Here is a 16,497-nt window from a genome sequence, read left to right as displayed (position 1 = left end):
GGGATCGGGCAGCAGCTTCCCGAGCGGCCCCAGGTCGATGTTGAGGTCCTCCGGCTTCAGGCCGAAGTGCTCGCGCAGCTGGGTCATGCGGATCTCCAGGGCCAGGAGCGTTCCGCCGATGCGCTCGATCTGCTCGTCGGTGAGGTCGTGGGCGTCGAGGCGGCGTACCGCCTGGCGTTCCATGAGCTGGCGCAGCGCCTCGACCAGGGTGAGCACCAGCGCCACGAGCGAGCGCTCCACGTTCTCCTGGTCCGCGTCGATGCGCGCACGCAGGTCCATCACCGCACCTCCGCGTCGGTTCGGGCCGCGAGCGCGCTGACCGACGACAGCAGGAGCCGCAGCGATATCTGGACGAGTTCGACGTCTGCGACGCACAACGTCACCTCGCCGGCGACCACCACTCCACCAGACAAGACGCGGTCGAGCAGGTCTACCAGCGAGGTCTGGCGCGCCGCGACCGGACTGTCAGTCATGGCGGTCCCCCGGCGCGGCTGCGAACGAGTACGGGGGCCACGGGCCGGTGAGCTCCACGTTCAGGCCCTCCTGCCACTCGGTGAACTGCTGGACGAGGGCATGGAACGGCTCGGTGCGCTCCTGGTCGACGAGGTATGCGGCGTTGAGGATCATCCAGTCGTTTCGGCCGGTCAGCCGAGGGTCCTGCGCCGGGTGCAGGCGGCTCGCCGCGCATACCTCACGCAGCTGGGCGTGGATGTGACGGCTCCAGGCCGTGGCGGTGCTTTCCGCGGACTCTCTGGCCGCCAACTGGGCGCGGCGGCGCAGCAGATAGGCACTCCCGGCGCCTTGCCCGCGCTGCGTGGTCTCTCCTGCGCCTTGCCCGCGCTGCGCGCTCAGGGAGTCGGCTATTGACTCCGGATCGACGTAGGCCTTCACGCCCCATTCCGTGCGGCCGGTGACGGCATCGAGCGCGCGCCGGAATTCGTCGCCTCGGTGGCGCAGCAGCTCGCGTACGCCGTCGTCGCTGCTGAACAAGGTCGCCAAACGCAGCGGCACGACGGGACCGCTCGCGGCCACGGCTGCCACGACCGCGTCATGGATGCGTGCCTTATCGGCAAGCCAGTCCAGGTCTTCCAGGTTGCCTGCCAGCGCCTCAGGTCCGAACCGCCGCGAGTCGACGCTGCCGACGAGAGCGGTCAGCGATCCCTCGACCAGGACGCGCACGTTCTCGCCGGCGACGCCGAGCACGGATGGCGGCATACCGCATCCGTCCTCGCGCGTTACCGCGTACATCCATACAACGTGATCGTCACGCATGACCTTCGCCCCGTCCTGCCTTTTGCGGATCGGGTTGCTCAGCCTCCCCTTCCGGATGCTGCGCGCTCTCCGCCGTGAGCTCTCGGCGCTGACCGTCGTCCAGCGCTCGCCTGTCCTCGCCGCGCAGCCATGGGTCGCGCTCCCACCAGTCGATCCCCACCTCCTTCGCGGTCTCCAGCGACGCGATCACCAGGCGCAACTTGATGGTGAGCAGCTCGATGTCGAGCAGGTTCACCCTGATGTCACCCGCGATGACCAGACCCTTGTCCAGGACCCGCTCCAGGATGTCGCCCAGGCTCGCGGCCCGGTCGCCTGACTGGACTTGGCCGCCGACGGAGCCGGCCGTGAGTTGCTCTTGAGGCAGCGTCACGGCGCCGTCCCCCGCTGCTCGTCGCCGGTGGTGGCACGCAGGTAGCGGCGCGCGCGGCGATAGGAGATCACGCCGCCGTCCAGGTCGATCTCGACCTCGTACAAGCCGAGGATGTCCGAGGTGCGCGGCAGCCTGGCGTGTTCCAGGACCTCGACGCCGACCAGCCAGCCCTCCTCGGTCGGCTCCAGCGAGGTGACGCCGAGTGCCTCCTTGCCGACCATCGAGCCGATGATGTCGAGCGCGGCGGCGGCCGCCTCTCGAGCGTCTGTCTCCTGTTTCTGCGCGTTGCGCTGCGCCATCACCGCTCACTCTCCTCCGGCTCTCGCACCGCCGCTTCGGCGGCATGCGGCCGCACTATCGCCCCCGTGATCGCCTGCTGCCGCCGCGCCGCCTCGTCCGCGTCGATGCGTCCTTGCCTGAGCTCCTCATCGACTGCTTCGAGGCGGCGCCGCACCGAGGCCGGGTCACGCAGTTCGGCCTCGACCTGACGCTGGATCACGCGGCTGATCCCGATCACCCCGCGCAACGGCGCCAGCGGCAGACCGACCGTCCATGACAGCAAGCCCATGGCTATCCCTCGGGACCTCGGCTGATGACGAAGTCATAAGCCGCCATCGGCCCCAGCACCCGGACGCCGATACGGCCGCGGTGCGGCTCGGCCCAGTCATCGACCGCCTGCCGGAACGCATCCCGCTTGTCCGTATCGACGAGGTAGGCGACGTAGACCGCATCGCGCTCGTGGGTCGCCTCCCGCAAAGCGGCGTCGCACCCCAACGGTCGCAGCGCCTCGATCAGTGCCGCAGTATCGCGTTCGCGCTTGGCCGCCACCGCCTGCGTCACGATCTCGCCGAGCCGGATGCGCTCGTTGCGTGTGGCGTCGTCGGGCGCGCCCTCGATCGCCTGCCTCAGCCGCTCGGCTTCCTCGTTCTCGCCGAGCACCTCGCGCAGGATCGCGCTTTCCTCGTATCGGCCCTTGACGACGTACTCCTCGCGGCCCTCCAGCAGACGCAGCGCCTGCGCGAAATCGTCGTGGTTCGGGGCCAGCAGCTCGTCGGTGACCGCCTGCCGGTCGGCGAGCACGGCGCCGAAGCGCAGCGGCAGCACCGGCATCGCCGCCGCGGTGGCGTCGAGCAGCCGGGCGTGCGCCGCGAAGTCCTCCGGCGTGCCGAGTCCGCGGTCCACCGGGATCTCGCTGACCAGCGCCGCGACGTCGTCGTGTGCGATCACCTCGATGCCGGCCGGCGGATCGCCCACACCGCGCGCCTGCTCGGTGGTCTCCACGTCCGCCGGGGCGATTCCGTAGACGTAGATCGCCGTCTGCACGTCCGGTCCGGTCGATCGTTCGGCGCTCGCGGCGGTCATGCTCATCGCCTCCTGTCACGGTGCGCGGGCTCGCGTTCGTACTCGTCGTCCTCGTCGTCCTCGCCGCCGGAGTCGCCGTTCAGCAGGCCGCTCAACTTCTCCCCGGCCGCCTCGAGGGCGCCGGAGGTGCGCGACTTGGCGCCGCCCTTGTTGACGTCCTCGAGCAGGTCCGGAAGGCCGTGCTGCTGACCTTCGCTCAGGTCGAGGCGGTTGACGGCCTCGGCGAACCGCAGATAGGTGTCGACGCTTGCGATCACCACGCGCGCGTCGATCGTCAGCAGTTCGATGCCTACCAGCGACACCCGCACGTACGCGTCGACGACCAGGCCCTTGTCGAGAATCGTGTCGACGACGTCGGCCAAGCTGCTCGCGTTCGGCCGATCAAGGCTGCCTCCTGCCGGTTGCACGGTCATGAGCGCTCCTCCTCGCCGTCGTCCTCCTCGTCCTCGTCCCCCTCCTCAGGCTCGTAGTCGTCCTCGTCCTCGTACTGCTCCTGGTCTCGCTCGTCGTCGCCCTGCTCACCCTCGTCGCCGCCGTGCTCGGACACGACTTGGCCGTCCCGGATCTCGCCGCGCCAGCCTTCCAACTCGTCTGGGTGCAGCAGGGTGTGCGTCATGACGTGCCGTTGGAAGTGCTTGAGTTCCAGCCGCACCCTGCGGCCCTGGGCCCGCCACAGATTTCCGGTGCGCTCGAAGAGCCCCTGCGGGTGGTATTCGAGCACCACGATGACCTTCGTGAGGTCTGGGGCGAGTTCGTGGAAGGTCACCGCGCCGTCCACGTACCCCTTGTCGCCCTTGGACCGCCACACGATCCGCTCGTCGGGCACCTGCTCGCGGATGGTGGACTCCCAGGTGCGGTGTGACAAGAACACCTGGGCTTTCCAGGTCAGCTTCTCGTCCGCGACCTGTTCGACGCGCTCGACCTTCTTCATGAAGGAGGGGAAGTCGCCGAACTGCGTCCACTGGTCGTAGACCACATCGATCGGGGCACCGATCTCCACGGACTCCACGATGTTGGTGATCTTCGCGTGGCCGCCCTTGCCGGCGGACTTGCGGCCCGAGGTCAGCGCCTCCATCACGCCGCCGCCGGCCTCTTTGAGCTTGTTCTTGGTGCCCTCCACGCCGGCGCTGAGCGCGGCTGACGGCGCGGCCTTGAGTGCCTTGGCGCCGACGGCCGCGACGGCTTGCGCGCCGTCCGAACCGGTGGCGGCGTCGCCCAGCTTCTCGACCGTGCTGCCCACCTTGTCGGTGATGTTGGAGAGCGCCCGCTGTGTGAGCGCGTTGACCAGGTGCTGAACCGACTCGCGAAGCTGGTCTGCGGGCTGCGCTGCTTCAGATGCCCGCGTCGCGCCTTCGGCTGTCTTGGTGGCCATGGCAGTCACCTCCGCGTCCGGCGTTCGGTCGTGCCGCTTGTTCCGCTGGCGGCACGCGACGGCCGACGCGCGGTGCGCGAAGCCTCGCCACGAGGTTCCGCAGCGGTGGTGCGCCGTTGGGCGGGCTCGGCACGGCGCCGCTTGACCGGCCGGTACGGCTCGGGCTCGGAATCTTGCTCGGGCTCGGAATCTTGCTCGGATTCCTGCTCAGGCTCCGAGTCCTGCTCGGAGTCGTCGTCCCGATCCCGTCGCCTGCCCCGGCTTTCCGCGGCCTGCTGCTTTCGCCCGCGGCCCCGGCCCTGCTTCGGCTCTCCCTCCTCCGGCTTTTCCTCCTCCGGCTGCTCCTGCTCGGCATCGTCCTCGCCGGCGCCCGAACTGCCGGAAAGCCGTTCGGTCAGCGCGTCGATGCGGCGAGTCGCCGCGGCCGTAGCCGCCGACTTGAGCTCGCCGCGCACGGTGCCCATCAGGCTCTCGACCGGACCGGACGCCCCGAGCCCGCCGACCGCGCGCCGGGCCAGCCCGCCCGGCGACTTGGCCAGACCGCCGGTGACTCCCGCCGCCGTGACCATGAGCGCGAGCTTCATCTTCTTCGTGCGCCCCATCAAATAGCCGGCCGCCACCCCCGCCGCGACCCTGGTTCCGCCTTTCATCGTGCGGCCTCCTGTGCCTGTGCTGAGGCCCCACGGCTTTCCCCGCAGCGGAAGCGTAAACGGGTTGAAATCTGACGGTGCTTCATATAAACGCATGAAAAGGGCGCAGCAGGACTATCGCACCCTTAACACGGAATCATCGGACCACCCCGGACAACAAAGAAGTCCCTGTGTCGCCACAGGGACTTCTTCGCCGTCGCGCGATGATCGCGTCAGACCTCGATCTTGTAAAGCCAGCCGTGCTTGTCCTCGACGACGCCGCGCTGAATGCCGAGAAGATGCTCCCTAAGGCGCAACGTGACCGAACCTGGGGTGCCGTCGGCGATCGTGAACGCGTCGTTCTTCGACTTGACGCTGCCGATCGGCGTGACGACCGCCGCCGTACCGCAGCCGAACACCTCGGTCATCGCGCCCGACGTGGCGTCAGCGCGCCACTGCTCGACCGAGATGCGTCCCTCCTCGGCCGGGATGCCGAGGTCGGCCGCGGCCTGGAGCAGCGAGTCGCGGGTGATGCCGGGCAGCAGCGAGCCGGACAGTCCGGGGGTGAACAGGCGCGCGTCGTCGCCGGAGCCGTACACGAAGAACAGGTTGTTGGAGCCCATCTCCTCGACGTACTTGCGCTCGATCGCATCCAGCCAGCACACCTGGTCGCAGCCCTCTTGCACGGCCTGTGCCTGCGCCATGAACGAGGCGGCGTAGTTGCCGGCGCACTTGGCCTCGCCGGTGCCGCCGGGCGCGGCGCGCACGTAGTCCTCGCACAGCCAGACCTTCACCGGCTTGACCCCGCCGCTGAAGTAGGCCCCGGCCGGGGAGGCGATGAGCATGAACAGGTACTCGCCGGCCGGCCGGTTCACGCCGAGTCCGGTCTCGGTCGCGAACATGAACGGGCGCAGGTACAGCGACTTCTCCGGGTCGTCGGGCACCCAGGCGGCGTCCTGCTTGACCAGCGCGTCGATCGCGCCGATGAACAGCTCCTCGGGCAGCTCCGGCATGCCCATGCGGCGGGCGGAGCGGTTGAGGCGCGCGGCGTTCGACTGCGGGCGGAAGGAGGCGATCGTGCCGTCCTGCTGGCGGTACGCCTTCAGCCCCTCGAAGATCTCCTGGCCGTAGTGCAGCGCGGCCGTGGCCGGATCGAGCTCGATCGGACCATAGGGGCGCAGCTCGGCGTCATGCCAGCCGCGGCCGGCCGTGTACTTCACGGTGATCATGTGGTCGGTGAAGTACCGGCCGAAGCCGGGATCGCCGTCGAGAATCGCGGCGCGTTGGGCGTCGGCGAGCGGCTCGCTGGTCGGCTTGAGCTCGATGGTGGTCGTCATCGCTGGTCTTCCTCTTCTGGGGGCCGGTGCGGTCGGTGCTGACCGTGACGGCCCCCCGAGGGAGGCACCGCCCGGGAAGGGCTGCCCAAGGGAGAAGCTTGCACTGGGCCGTCACACTGACTTTTCTCGCCTAGTGAGACGGTAACCCAATACGACTACCGTCTCACCTGCCTACGTTCGCTACGTCGGCTGCGCTGTTCGACACAGCGCCTACTCGCTCGGCGATCGCGTCGCCGATCTGCGCGGTGGTACGCGCGGTGAGCGTGGCGCGCTCGGCGAGGTCCGACTCGGCGGCCGCCTCGATCGCGGCGGCCGCGTCCTGCAGCGTGGAGCCGAAGCCGTGCGCGGCCAGGTGGCGCAGCAGCAGGGCGCCGGAGAGGATCGCGGCCGTGGGGTCGGCCTTTCCGGTGCCGGCGATGTCCGGCGCGGAGCCGTGTACCGGCTCGAACATCGAGGGGAAGGCCCCGTCCGGGTTGATGTTCCCGGAGGCGGCCAGGCCGATGCCGCCGGTGACGGCCGCGGCCAGGTCCGTGATGATGTCGCCGAACAGGTTGTCGGTGACGATCACGTCGAAGCGCTCGGGCGCGGTGGTCAGGAAGATGGTCGCCGCGTCCACGTGCAGGTAGTCCGTGGCGACCTGCGGGTATTCGGCCGCGACGGCGTCGAAGATCCGCTTCCACAGGTGGCCGGCGTACACCAGCACGTTGTTCTTGTGCACCAGGGTGAGCTTCTTGCGGGGCCGGGCGGCGGCGCGGGCGAAGGCGTCGCGCACCACGCGCTCGATGCCGAAGGCGGTGTTCACCGAGACCTCGGTGGCCACTTCCTGCGGGGTGCCGGTGCGCAGCGAGCCGCCGTTGCCGGTGTAGGGGCCCTCGGTGCCCTCGCGCACGACCACGAAGTCGATGGGCGCCTCGCTGCGCAGCGGGCCGGTCACGCCCGGCAGCAGCTTGGACGGCCGCAGGTTCACGTAGTGGTCGAAGGCGAAGCGCAGGCGCAGCAGCAGTCCTCGCTCAAGCACCCCGGACGGGACGGTCGGGTCGCCGACCGCGCCGAGCAGGATCGCGTCGTGTCCGCGCAGCCGCTCCAACGTCGCGTCGGTCAGGGTCTCCCCGGTGGCGTGCCAGTGCTTCGCGCCCAAGTCGTACTCGGTGGTCTCGAGCTTGACCGAGCCGGGCAGTGCGGCCCGCAGGACCTTCAGCGCCTCGGCGGTGACTTCGGGGCCGATGCCGTCGCCGCCGATGACGGCGAGGTCGATCGCGGAGCGGGTGGCTTCGGACTCGGTCGAGTCCGGCCGGGCGGAATTCGGCGAGGACACCGACTCAGACGGCACGGCGCTTTGGGAGAAAGCCGGCTCAGACGACGCTGTGCTGGAGACCATGCGACGAGCCTAACGCGCGTCTCGCGACTCAAACACCGACCGTCCGCGATATGGACCGGGTTACCTCGCGCCGGTTGCGCCGGGCCGCGGCGCGTGCAGCCGTAGTCGGAGAAGTCGTGGCGGAGCTGGTAGCCGTCGCCGACGACGCCCGGGACTCGTCGTCCCGCCAGTCGTAAGCGTCCTGCAACGCTCGCCGTGCCTGTGCCCGTGCGTCACGCTCGTCCGCGGGCGTTTCCTGCGGACTCTGCGAGGCGCGGGTGCGATAGCCGTCCTCGTGCTCGTACATCGTGTTCCGTCCCTGGCCGGAGGTGAGTGCTGCCGGCGGATGCTTTTCCTGCCGCACTGGGTACGGACACGCCTGGCTTGTGGCCGAAGACGCGATCCTGCCGGATCCGGTACGGCGCGGGGTGTGGCGCCGATACTCGGAAGTCCTAGCAATTCACGGTACCGACTCGAGCGGCGCTTGTCTCGCGTAATGCTCGGACGTCCTACTATCTGAGACGGAGACGTACCGTGCCTTGCCGCCTACTCTCCGCTGACCTGCTTGCGTCCCGCTTATGCCGGGCCATGGCAAAGCCGCAGCCCCCGCCCGGTGTTTCCGGACGGGGGCTGCGGCTGAAATCCAGCGACCGCCCAGCGGCCCGCTACGGGAGCGAGACCGCCCGGCCCCAGGTGGCGCCGATGGCGTCGGAGATCTCGGCCAGCACCTCGGCCGGGATCGCGGAGTCCACGGTCAGCGCGATCAGCGTCTCGCCGCCCTTCGCGGAGCGGGAGACCTGCATCCCGGCGATGTTGATGTGCGACTCGCCGAGCAGCCCGCCGACCAGGCCGACCACGCCGGGTCGGTCCACGTACTGGAAGAACGCGAAGTGCTCGTGCAGCGGCAGGTCCACGGTGAAGCCGTTGACGTCGACGATCTTCTCGACGTGCCGGGGTCCGGACAGCGTGCCGGAGACCGAGACCACCTCGCCGCTGGCCAGCGTTCCGCGCACGGTGACCACGTTGCGGTAGTCCGGGGACTCGGAAGTCGTGGTCAGCCGCACCTCGAGGCCGCGCTCCTGCGCGAGCAGCGGGGCGTTGACGTAGGAGACCGAGCCCTCGACGACGTCCGCGAAGACGCCCTTGAGCGCGGAGAGCTCCAGCACCTTCACGTCGTGCTGGGTGATCTCGCCGGCCACGATCACGTCGAGCTGCTGCGCGCCGCCGCCGGCCAGCCCGGTGAACAGCCGTCCGAGGCTCTCGGCCAGCGGCAGACCCGGGCGCACGTCCTCGGCGATGGTGCCGCCCTGCACGTTGACCGCGTCCGGAACCAGCTCGCCGGCCAGCGCCTGGCGTACCGAGCGGGCCACCGCGATGCCGGCCTTCTCCTGCGCCTCGTCGGTGGAGGCACCCAGGTGCGGGGTCACCACCACCGAGTCGAGCTCGAACAGCGGGGAGTCGGTGCACGGCTCCTTCGCGTAGACGTCGATGCCGGCGCCGGCGACCCGGCCCTCCTTGATCGCGGCCGCCAGCGCGGTCTCGTCGACAAGGCCGCCGCGGGCCACGTTGATGATCCGCGCGGTCGGCTTGACCTTGCGCAGCGCCTCCTCGCCGATCAGGCCGATCGTCTCGGGGGTCTTCGGCATGTGCACCGTGATGAAGTCGGAGGCGGCCAGCAGCTCGTCCAGGGTGACCAGCTGCGCGCCGATCTGCGCGGCCTTGCCGGCCTGCACGTACGGGTCGTAGGCCAGCAGCTTCACGCCGAACGGGAGCAGCCGCGCGGCCACCAGCGCGCCGATCCGGCCGAGGCCGACGATGCCGACCGTCTTGCCGTCCAGCTCGATGCCGGTGTACTTCGAGCGGGCCCACTTGCCGCCCTTGAGCGCGGCGTTCGCGCTCGCGACGTTGCGCGCGCTGGCCAGGATCAGGGCGATGGTGAGCTCGGCGGCCGAGGTGATGTTCGAGGTGGGGGCGTTGACGACCATGGCGCCGGCCTTGGTCGCGGCCTGGATGTCCACGTTGTCGAGGCCGACGCCGGCGCGGGCGATCACGCGCAGCTTGGTGGCCGCGGCGATCGCCTCGGCGTCGACCTGGGTGGCCGAGCGCACCAGGATCGCGTCCACGTCGGCGATGGCGGGCAGCAGTTGAGCCCGGTCGGCGCCGTCGCAGTACCGGACCTCGAAGTCGGGGCCGAGCGCCTCGACGGTCGCGGGGCTGAGCTCTTCGGCGATGAGAACCACAGGCTTGGGCACGGGGGGATTCCTCCGGTCGTCCGTCAGCAAGTAAACGAGTAACGGAATTGCGCCCGGGTCCACCACGCTGTGGTCCTGGCAGGATGACGCGGCACTGCACGATTGCGTTAACGCGGGATGTCTGTGTTAACGCCAGGTGTCGTACAGCCGCTCACGGGCCATGGTACAGATTCGGCGCCCAGAATCGAGGCCCCGAAACGGGGACATACTGACCGTCTCAGGATGCGGAAGATCACGCAGCACGCAGGCGCGAGCACTGCTCGAGCGGCCTGTGCGCCGGAGATCCGTTGATCCAGCTCAGGCCGGACGAACCCACGTCCACTGGCGGAGGTTGTACGTCGGACCAAGCTCAGTGACGTTGTCGCGGACATTGCCGAGCTTCGGCGAGAAGGCGATGAGCGCCGGCCACTGGAAGATCGGCAGCGAGTACGCGTCCTGACTGATCTGATCGTCGGCCTTGTTGAGGTAGTCGGTGACCCCGCTCTGAGACGACGCCCCCTGATCTTTGGACAGCGCCGCGTCGTTCAGCCATCGGTCGACTCGCGCGTTCGAGTAGCCGCCGAAGTCGCCGGCCCCGCCGGTCGTATACGCGGCCTGGTCCGCGGAGCTCGGGAACGCGCTGGCCAGCGAGGAGTACACGATGAGGTCGTAGCGGTAGATGCCGCCGGTCTGCGCGAGCGTGGCGTCGAGGTTGTCGGTCGGCGACACGTTCACGGTGATCCCCAGGCGAGCCGCGTCCGCCGCGAACAGTTCGCTTTCGGCCTGGCGGATCTGATTGCCCATCGGGTACTTCAGTGAGAGCGCCGGGATGACGGTTCCGTCCGGCGCGGTCAGCCGGCCGCCGAGCGCGGCGTTCGTGAAGCCCGCGGCGGTGAGCGACTTACGCGCCTGTGCGGCATCGCCGGTGCCGAGGCCGTACTTCGTCAGATTGTCCTGGTAACCAGCCTGGTTTCGGACCAGCATGCGATTGTCGAGCGGGACGGCGGCGGGCTGAATCCGCTGGATGGTCTTGGCGAGCACGTCATCGCGGTCGAAGGCGGTGAACATCGCGGTGCGCAGAGTCTTGCTCCACGGCTTACCGCCGAGCGTCGCGTTCTTGAGGTTGAAGTCGATGTGCTCGACCTCAAGCCCGGAGTCGACGTGGTACGCCACAGCGGCGCCCATCGTCTTGATGGTGTCGATAAGGCCGCTCTGCGGCTGTGGATAGATGCCGTCTACTGTGCCGTCGCGCAGCGCGGCCGCCTGCTGGGCAGGGCCGGTGACGACGCGGAAGACGACCTTGTCGAGTTGCGCGGCCGGGCCGTAGTAGTGCGCGTTTCGGTCGAGCGTGACCGATGTGTGATCAGTGGAGAGTGCGGCCAGCGAGAACGGCCCTCCGGAGACGGTCGGCGGGTTTGCGGCAAACCAGGCTGACGAGGCCGCGATGTCGCCGTGCTGCTTCGCGACATGCGCTGGATAGAGCGCGCTGAACAGCGACTTCCAGTCGGCGAAGGGCTTGGCGAAGACCACCGTGACGGTCTTGCCGTGGTCGGATCCGGTGATCGACGCGATGCGGCTGTAACCGACGGTCGACGCAGCGGCGGGATCCGCGCTCTGCGCTCGCCAGGCGTAGTCGAAATCGTCGGCGGTGATCGGCGTACCGTCGGACCAGGCTGCGCTCGGCTTGATGCGGTACACGACCGTTTGCGGACTGGTGGACGCCTGTGTCGCGCTATCGAGCAGGTCCGAGTTGAGAGTGACCGTGTACGACGGGTTGACCGTGAACGCGCTCGGATAGACGGCCCCGAGCACTTGATGGGCGTCGAAGGTGTCGCCGGCACGGGTGAGCAGGTTCCAGTTGTCGATAGGCGCTGAGATGGCCCAGGTGACCGTCCCGCCGGTGTGACTATCGGAGGAACTGCTGTTGATGCTGTCCGCGGCGGCCGTGCCGGCCAGGTCGGTGTCGGCCGAGACGGCGCTACCGGGGCCGGAATCCGAGCAGGCCGTCAGGCACAACGCGAGCACCAAGCCAGCAGCCGCCCGCCATGCTGTAGCCCGCCATGCCGCCGCCCGCCACACCGCCGTCCGGAACATGAACGCTCCTTCGCCTCACCGACCGTCAGTTGCCTAACCGGAAGATGGGGCGAAGGAGCGCAGGATAATCCGGCTTACCGCCTAACAGGTGATCGCCGGGACACGGGCTACGCTTCCGTGTTCACCCAGGACATGAGCTTGCGCAGCCGCTTGCCGACCTGCTCGACCGGGTGGTTCGTGGTGGCGTCGTAGTACTTCTTGAACTCGTTGAGGCCGCCGTCGTACTCCGCGATCCACTGCTCGGTGAACTGGCCGGACTGGATCTCGGCGAGCACCTTGCGCATCTCGGCGCGGGTCGCGTCGGTGATGATGCGCGGGCCGGTCTTGTAGCCGCCCCACTCCGCGGTCTCCGAGATCGACCAGTTCATCTTGCTCAGGCCGCCCTCGTAGATCAGGTCCACGATGAGCTTGAGCTCGTGCAGGCACTCGAAGTAGGCGATCTCCGGCTCGTAGCCCGCCTCGGTGAGCGTCTCGAAGCCGGCCTTGATCAGCTCCTCGACGCCGCCGCACAGCACGACCTGCTCGCCGAACAGGTCGGTCTCGGTCTCGTCCTTGAAGGTGGTCTTGATGACGCCGGCCCGGGTGCCGCCGATGCCCTTCGCGTAGGACAGGGCAAGCTCCAGCGCCTTGCCGGAGGCGTCCTGCTCGACCGCGACCAGACAGGGCACGCCGAAGCCGTCGTTGAACTGACGGCGCACCAGGTGGCCCGGGCCCTTGGGCGCGACCATCGCCACGTCCACGTTCGCCGGCGGCTTGATCAGGCCGTAGCGGATGTTCAGGCCGTGGCCGAAGAAGATCGCGTCGCCGTCGGCCAGGTTCGGCAGCACCGCCTCCTCGTACACCTTGCGCTGCACCGGGTCCGGCACCAGGATCATGATCACGTCGGCCTCTTCGCAGGCCTCGAACGGGGTGACCACGCGCAGGCCCTCCTCCTGCGCCTTGGCCCGCGACTTCGAGGTCTCCGGCAGGCCGACCCGCACGTCCACCCCGGAATCGCGCAGCGAGAGCGCGTGCGCGTGCCCCTGCGAGCCGTAGCCGAGGATGGCGACGTGCCGGTTCTGGATCACCGAGAGGTCGGCGTCGTCCTCGTAGAACATCTCAACTGCCATGGTGACTATCCGCGTCTTTCTCTCTGGAGGGCGCCGGTCAGGGTCCGGCGCCCGCTTAGGCTGCGCGCTCGACGGAGCGCAGGGTGCGGTCGGTGATGGAACGTGGGCCGCGGCCGATGGCGACCATGCCGGACTGGACCAGCTCCTTGATCCCGAACGGCTCGAGGACCCGGAGCATCGCCTCCAGTTTGGCCGAGTCGCCGGTGCTCTCGACGACCAGGGAGTCCACCGAGACGTCCACGACCCGGGCGCCGAAGGGCTCGATCGTGGCCAGCACCTGGTGCCGCTCGGCGGCGTCGGCGCGGACCTTGACCAGGATCAGCTCCCGGTGCACCGAGGCGGCCGGCTCGAGCTCCACGATCTTGAGCACGTTGACCAGCTTGTTCAGCTGCTTGGTCACCTGCTCGAGCGGGTGGTCCTCCACATTGACCACGAGGGTGATCCGGGAGATCTCGGCGTACTCGGTCGGCCCGACGGCCAGGGACTCGATGTTGAAGCCGCGGCGGGAGAACAGCGCCGCCACTCGGGCGAGCACGCCGGGCTTGTTCTCGACCAGCACCGAGAGGGTGTGGGTCTGGCCGTGCCCTGTCGCGCCGTGCGACGCGTGATTCTGGATGCTCATCGCTCCGCTCCCCTACTACTCTTCGCCGTCACCGAAGTCGGGGCGCTGGCCGCGCGCCGCCAGGATCTCGTCATTGGACACGCCGGCCGGGACCATCGGCCACACCATCGCGTCCTGATGCACCACGAAGTCCACCACGACCGGCGCGTCGTTGATCGCCATCGCCTTCTCGATCGTGGCGTCCACCTGGTCTGGGGAGTCGCAGCGCAGGCCGACGCAGCCGTAGGCCTCGGCCAGCTTCACGAAGTCCGGCACCCGGCGCGGCTCGGCGCCGCCGCCGAGCTCGATGCCAGGACCCGCGGCCAGGGTCGTGTTCGAGTAGCGCTGGTTGTAGAACAGGGTCTGCCACTGGCGCACCATGCCGAGCGTGCCGTTGTTGATCACCGCGACCTTGATCGGGATCTCGTTGATCACGCAGGTGGCCAGCTCCTGGTTGGTCATCTGGAAGCAGCCGTCGCCGTCGATCGCCCAGACCGTGGTGTCGGGGCGGCCGACCTTGGCGCCCATCGCGGCGGGCAGCGCGTAGCCCATCGTCCCGGCGCCGCCGGAGTTCAGGAACGTGCCCGGGTTCTCGTAGTTGATGAACTGCGCGGCCCACATCTGGTGCTGGCCGACGCCCGCGGTGTAGATCGCGTCGGGCCCGGCGATCTTGCCGATCCGCTCGATGACGAACTGCGGGGCCAGGCTGCCCTTCACCGTCTCGTAGCCGAGCGGGTACTTGGTGCGCCAGGCGTCCAGCATCGACCACCAGGCCGTGTAGTCGCCCACGCGCCCGGCGGCGTGCTCGGCGCGCACCGCGACCGCCAGGTCCGTTATCACCTCGGCGCAGTCACCCACGATCGGCACGTCGGCGACCCGGTTCTTGGAGATCTCCGCCGGGTCGATGTCGGCGTGCACGACCTTCGCGTCCGGGGCGAAGGAGGAGAGCTTGCCGGTGACCCGGTCGTCGAAGCGAGCGCCCAGCGCGATGATCAGATCAGACTTCTGCAGCGCGGTGACCGCGGCCACGGTGCCGTGCATGCCGGGCATCCCCAGGTGCAGCCGGTGGCTGTCCGGGAAGGCGCCGCGGGCCATCAGGGTGGTGACGACGGGCGCGCCGGTCAGTTCGGCCAGGGCGCGCAGCTGCGCGGTCGCGCGGGCCTTGAGCACGCCGCCGCCGACGTACAGCACCGGCCGCCGGGACTCGACGATCATGCGCGCGGCCTCGCGGATCTGCTTGGCGTGCGGCTTGGACACCGGGCGGTAACCCGGCAGGTCCATCTCGACCGGCCAGCGGAAGGCGGTGGTGGCCTGCATCGCGTCCTTGGCGATGTCCACGAGCACCGGGCCCGGGCGCCCGGTGGAGGCGATGTGGAAGGCCTCGGCGATCGTGCGCGCGATGTCCTCCGGCCGGGTGACCAGGAAGTTGTGCTTGGTGATCGGCATGGTGATGCCGCAGATGTCCGCCTCCTGGAAGGCGTCGGTGCCGATCGACCCGGAGGCGACCTGGCCGGTGATGGCCACCATCGGGACCGAGTCCATGTGCGCGTCGGCGATCGGGGTGACCAGGTTGGTCGCGCCCGGTCCCGAGGTGGCCATGCACACCCCGACCCGGCCGGTGGCCTGAGCGTAGCCGGTGGCGGCGTGCCCCGCGCCCTGCTCGTGCCTGACCAGGACGTGCCGGAGCTTGGCCGAGTCGAGCAGCGGGTCGTAGGCGGGCAGGATGGCACCGCCGGGGTAGCCGAAGATCGTGTCGACGCCCGCTTCCTCGAGGGCGCGGATGAGAGCCTGCGCACCGGTCATCGGGACGCCGGCGGTCGCGGCGCGCTGCGAGCCGTGGCTGTTTGGCTGGGAACCCGGGGCCGCCGCCCTGGCCTGCTCGGTCATGGTCTGGACTTCTCTCGCTCGGTCCGGGCCGCCGCCCGGGACACATCTGCTTGGCCAACAAAAAATCCCCCGGCCCGTGAGGGCAGCCGAGGGATGCGCGCTGGCGTGGAGCCTTGGGGCTTCAGCCGGCGCGCTGGCCGAGTACGAGCTCGCGTAGGTGGCAGAAGGCAATCCGCATGGGCTAGACACTCTCGCGACCGCACCGGCCGCGTCAAGCCGGGCCACTGGCTGTCTCGTAATCCGGACATGGCGATCTCAGAGCTTTCCCGCGACTCCATTGGACAGGCTTCTATTGGACACCTCTCCATTGGACGGCGCACCACTCGAAAGCGGATCGGGCGCGTGCGGGTCGGGATGAGGACGGGGGTGCGCGGCGGCGCCGACCGCGGGCTGGTAGATCACCACGCGGCCCTTCCCTCCCGCCTTCGCCTCGTACATCGCCAGATCCGCCTCGCGCATCAGGTCCGCCGCCGTCACCCCGGACCGCCAGAAGGCGACGCCGATCGACGCGCCGACCACGAAGCGGGAGCCGAGCAGCAGGTACGGCCGGGTCAGCGCCTCGTGCAGTCGAACGGCCACCTCGCGCGCCACCTGGCCGTCCGGCCCGCACTGCACCAGCGCGGCGAATTCGTCGCCGCCGAACCGAGCTACGGTGTCCCCGGCCCGTACCGATCCGCGCAGCCGGGCGGCCACCTCGGTCAGCAGCGCGTCTCCGGCGGCGTGCCCGCCGGCGTCGTTGACCTCCTTGAACCAGTCGAGGTCGAGAAAGAGCACCGCGACGGGATGCATGGGCGCCGGGCTCGGCGCTGGCGCGGCCGCGCCGGGGTAAGGCGGCGGAGCGGCAAGCGCAGGGGGCTGCGACAGCGCCTGCTCCAG

At 69.4% G+C, this 16,497-nt stretch carries 18 protein-coding genes; all 18 read right to left on the bottom strand.

What is annotated here, in order from left to right; genetic code table 11:
- Positions 1 to 279: gas vesicle protein K (gene gvpK, locus VFB40_RS15695; RefSeq protein ID WP_324851371.1), on the bottom strand; the 279-nt coding region annotated here is incomplete at its 3' end.
- Entirely contained in the window at positions 279 to 473 is a 195-nt protein-coding gene (gene gvpJ, locus VFB40_RS15690) for a gas vesicle protein GvpJ (protein ID WP_324851369.1), read from the bottom strand. The genes gvpK and gvpJ (VFB40_RS15690), both read right to left, overlap by 1 nt.
- The gene (locus tag VFB40_RS15685; RefSeq protein ID WP_324851373.1) at positions 466 to 1,248 is read right to left on the bottom strand and encodes a GvpL/GvpF family gas vesicle protein; all 783 of its coding nucleotides are present in this window, start codon (positions 1,246 to 1,248) and stop codon (positions 466 to 468) included. Before VFB40_RS15685 ends, gvpJ (VFB40_RS15690) begins: the two co-directional genes overlap by 8 nt.
- A gap of 16 nt (positions 1,249 to 1,264) precedes the next feature.
- The gene (gene gvpJ, locus VFB40_RS15680) at positions 1,265 to 1,636 is read right to left on the bottom strand and encodes a gas vesicle protein (protein ID WP_349261495.1); all 372 of its coding nucleotides are present in this window, start codon (positions 1,634 to 1,636) and stop codon (positions 1,265 to 1,267) included.
- A gap of 2 nt (positions 1,637 to 1,638) precedes the next feature.
- Positions 1,639 to 1,941, bottom strand: coding sequence for a gas vesicle protein GvpO (gene gvpO, locus VFB40_RS15675; protein WP_324851365.1), 303 nt, complete (start codon positions 1,939 to 1,941; stop codon positions 1,639 to 1,641).
- Complete coding sequence (locus VFB40_RS15670) at positions 1,941 to 2,210, bottom strand: gas vesicle protein GvpG (protein WP_324851362.1); 270 nt, start codon at positions 2,208 to 2,210, stop codon at positions 1,941 to 1,943. Before VFB40_RS15670 ends, gvpO begins: the two co-directional genes overlap by 1 nt.
- A 2-nt stretch (positions 2,211 to 2,212) precedes the next feature.
- Positions 2,213 to 3,004, bottom strand: coding sequence for a GvpL/GvpF family gas vesicle protein (locus VFB40_RS15665; RefSeq protein WP_324851360.1), 792 nt, complete (start codon positions 3,002 to 3,004; stop codon positions 2,213 to 2,215).
- A gap of 2 nt (positions 3,005 to 3,006) precedes the next feature.
- The gene (gene gvpJ, locus VFB40_RS15660) at positions 3,007 to 3,417 is read right to left on the bottom strand and encodes a gas vesicle protein GvpJ (protein ID WP_324851358.1); all 411 of its coding nucleotides are present in this window, start codon (positions 3,415 to 3,417) and stop codon (positions 3,007 to 3,009) included.
- Complete coding sequence (locus VFB40_RS15655) at positions 3,414 to 4,376, bottom strand: SRPBCC family protein (RefSeq protein ID WP_324851357.1); 963 nt, start codon at positions 4,374 to 4,376, stop codon at positions 3,414 to 3,416. The genes gvpJ (VFB40_RS15660) and VFB40_RS15655 overlap by 4 nt, the downstream gene beginning before the upstream one ends.
- 5 nt (positions 4,377 to 4,381) lie before the next feature.
- A complete protein-coding gene (locus VFB40_RS15650; RefSeq protein ID WP_324851355.1) occupies positions 4,382 to 5,026 on the bottom strand; it encodes a hypothetical protein in 645 nt (214 codons plus the stop codon).
- Between the two features lie 212 nt (positions 5,027 to 5,238).
- Positions 5,239 to 6,342 (bottom strand): branched-chain amino acid aminotransferase, encoded by a 1,104-nt coding sequence (locus VFB40_RS15645; protein ID WP_324851353.1) that lies wholly within the window; start codon positions 6,340 to 6,342, stop codon positions 5,239 to 5,241.
- 163 nt (positions 6,343 to 6,505) lie between these two features.
- Positions 6,506 to 7,720 (bottom strand): 3-isopropylmalate dehydrogenase, encoded by a 1,215-nt coding sequence (locus tag VFB40_RS15640; RefSeq protein WP_324851351.1) that lies wholly within the window; start codon positions 7,718 to 7,720, stop codon positions 6,506 to 6,508.
- Positions 7,721 to 8,364: 644 nt separating this feature from the next.
- On the bottom strand, positions 8,365 to 9,951 hold the full coding sequence (gene serA, locus VFB40_RS15635) for a phosphoglycerate dehydrogenase (RefSeq protein WP_324851349.1): 1,587 nt from the start codon (positions 9,949 to 9,951) through the stop codon (positions 8,365 to 8,367).
- Between the two features lie 297 nt (positions 9,952 to 10,248).
- Entirely contained in the window at positions 10,249 to 12,024 is a 1,776-nt protein-coding gene (locus tag VFB40_RS15630; RefSeq protein ID WP_324851347.1) for an ABC transporter family substrate-binding protein, read from the bottom strand.
- A 107-nt stretch (positions 12,025 to 12,131) separates the two neighbouring features.
- Complete coding sequence (gene ilvC, locus VFB40_RS15625) at positions 12,132 to 13,133, bottom strand: ketol-acid reductoisomerase (RefSeq protein ID WP_324851345.1); 1,002 nt, start codon at positions 13,131 to 13,133, stop codon at positions 12,132 to 12,134.
- A gap of 55 nt (positions 13,134 to 13,188) precedes the next feature.
- Complete coding sequence (gene ilvN, locus VFB40_RS15620; RefSeq protein WP_324843180.1) at positions 13,189 to 13,755, bottom strand: acetolactate synthase small subunit; 567 nt, start codon at positions 13,753 to 13,755, stop codon at positions 13,189 to 13,191.
- A 15-nt stretch (positions 13,756 to 13,770) separates the two neighbouring features.
- Positions 13,771 to 15,621 carry an acetolactate synthase large subunit gene (locus VFB40_RS15615; RefSeq protein WP_349261494.1) on the bottom strand — a complete coding sequence of 617 codons (1,851 nt, stop codon included), beginning with the start codon at positions 15,619 to 15,621 and terminating at the stop codon, positions 13,771 to 13,773.
- Between the two features lie 255 nt (positions 15,622 to 15,876).
- Positions 15,877 to 16,497: diguanylate cyclase domain-containing protein (locus tag VFB40_RS15610; protein WP_324851343.1), on the bottom strand; the 621-nt coding region annotated here is incomplete at its 5' end.

Source organism: Actinocrinis sp., assembly GCF_035650855.1.
Lineage (GTDB): Bacteria > Actinomycetota > Actinomycetes > Streptomycetales > Catenulisporaceae > Actinocrinis.
Note: the sequence above shows the minus strand (reverse complement) of the source record. Positions and strands in the feature narration are given on the sequence as shown.

What these genes read in the sequence shown, in the direction of transcription:
- gvpJ (WP_324851369.1), bottom strand. Translation starts at nt 473, where the DNA reads ATGACTGACAGTCCGGTCGCGGCGCGCCAGACCTCGCTGGTAGACCTG.
- VFB40_RS15685 (WP_324851373.1), bottom strand. Translation starts at nt 1,248, where the DNA reads ATGTACGCGGTAACGCGCGAGGACGGATGCGGTATGCCGCCATCCGTG.
- gvpO (WP_324851365.1), bottom strand. Translation starts at nt 1,941, where the DNA reads ATGGCGCAGCGCAACGCGCAGAAACAGGAGACAGACGCTCGAGAGGCG.
- VFB40_RS15670 (WP_324851362.1), bottom strand. Translation starts at nt 2,210, where the DNA reads ATGGGCTTGCTGTCATGGACGGTCGGTCTGCCGCTGGCGCCGTTGCGC.
- VFB40_RS15665 (WP_324851360.1), bottom strand. Translation starts at nt 3,004, where the DNA reads ATGACCGCCGCGAGCGCCGAACGATCGACCGGACCGGACGTGCAGACG.
- gvpJ (WP_324851358.1), bottom strand. Translation starts at nt 3,417, where the DNA reads ATGACCGTGCAACCGGCAGGAGGCAGCCTTGATCGGCCGAACGCGAGC.
- VFB40_RS15655 (WP_324851357.1), bottom strand. Translation starts at nt 4,376, where the DNA reads ATGGCCACCAAGACAGCCGAAGGCGCGACGCGGGCATCTGAAGCAGCG.
- VFB40_RS15650 (WP_324851355.1), bottom strand. Translation starts at nt 5,026, where the DNA reads ATGAAAGGCGGAACCAGGGTCGCGGCGGGGGTGGCGGCCGGCTATTTG.
- VFB40_RS15645 (WP_324851353.1), bottom strand. Translation starts at nt 6,342, where the DNA reads ATGACGACCACCATCGAGCTCAAGCCGACCAGCGAGCCGCTCGCCGAC.
- VFB40_RS15640 (WP_324851351.1), bottom strand. Translation starts at nt 7,720, where the DNA reads ATGGTCTCCAGCACAGCGTCGTCTGAGCCGGCTTTCTCCCAAAGCGCC.
- VFB40_RS15630 (WP_324851347.1), bottom strand. Translation starts at nt 12,024, where the DNA reads ATGTTCCGGACGGCGGTGTGGCGGGCGGCGGCATGGCGGGCTACAGCA.
- ilvC (WP_324851345.1), bottom strand. Translation starts at nt 13,133, where the DNA reads ATGGCAGTTGAGATGTTCTACGAGGACGACGCCGACCTCTCGGTGATC.
- ilvN (WP_324843180.1), bottom strand. Translation starts at nt 13,755, where the DNA reads ATGAGCATCCAGAATCACGCGTCGCACGGCGCGACAGGGCACGGCCAG.
- VFB40_RS15615 (WP_349261494.1), bottom strand. Translation starts at nt 15,621, where the DNA reads ATGACCGAGCAGGCCAGGGCGGCGGCCCCGGGTTCCCAGCCAAACAGC.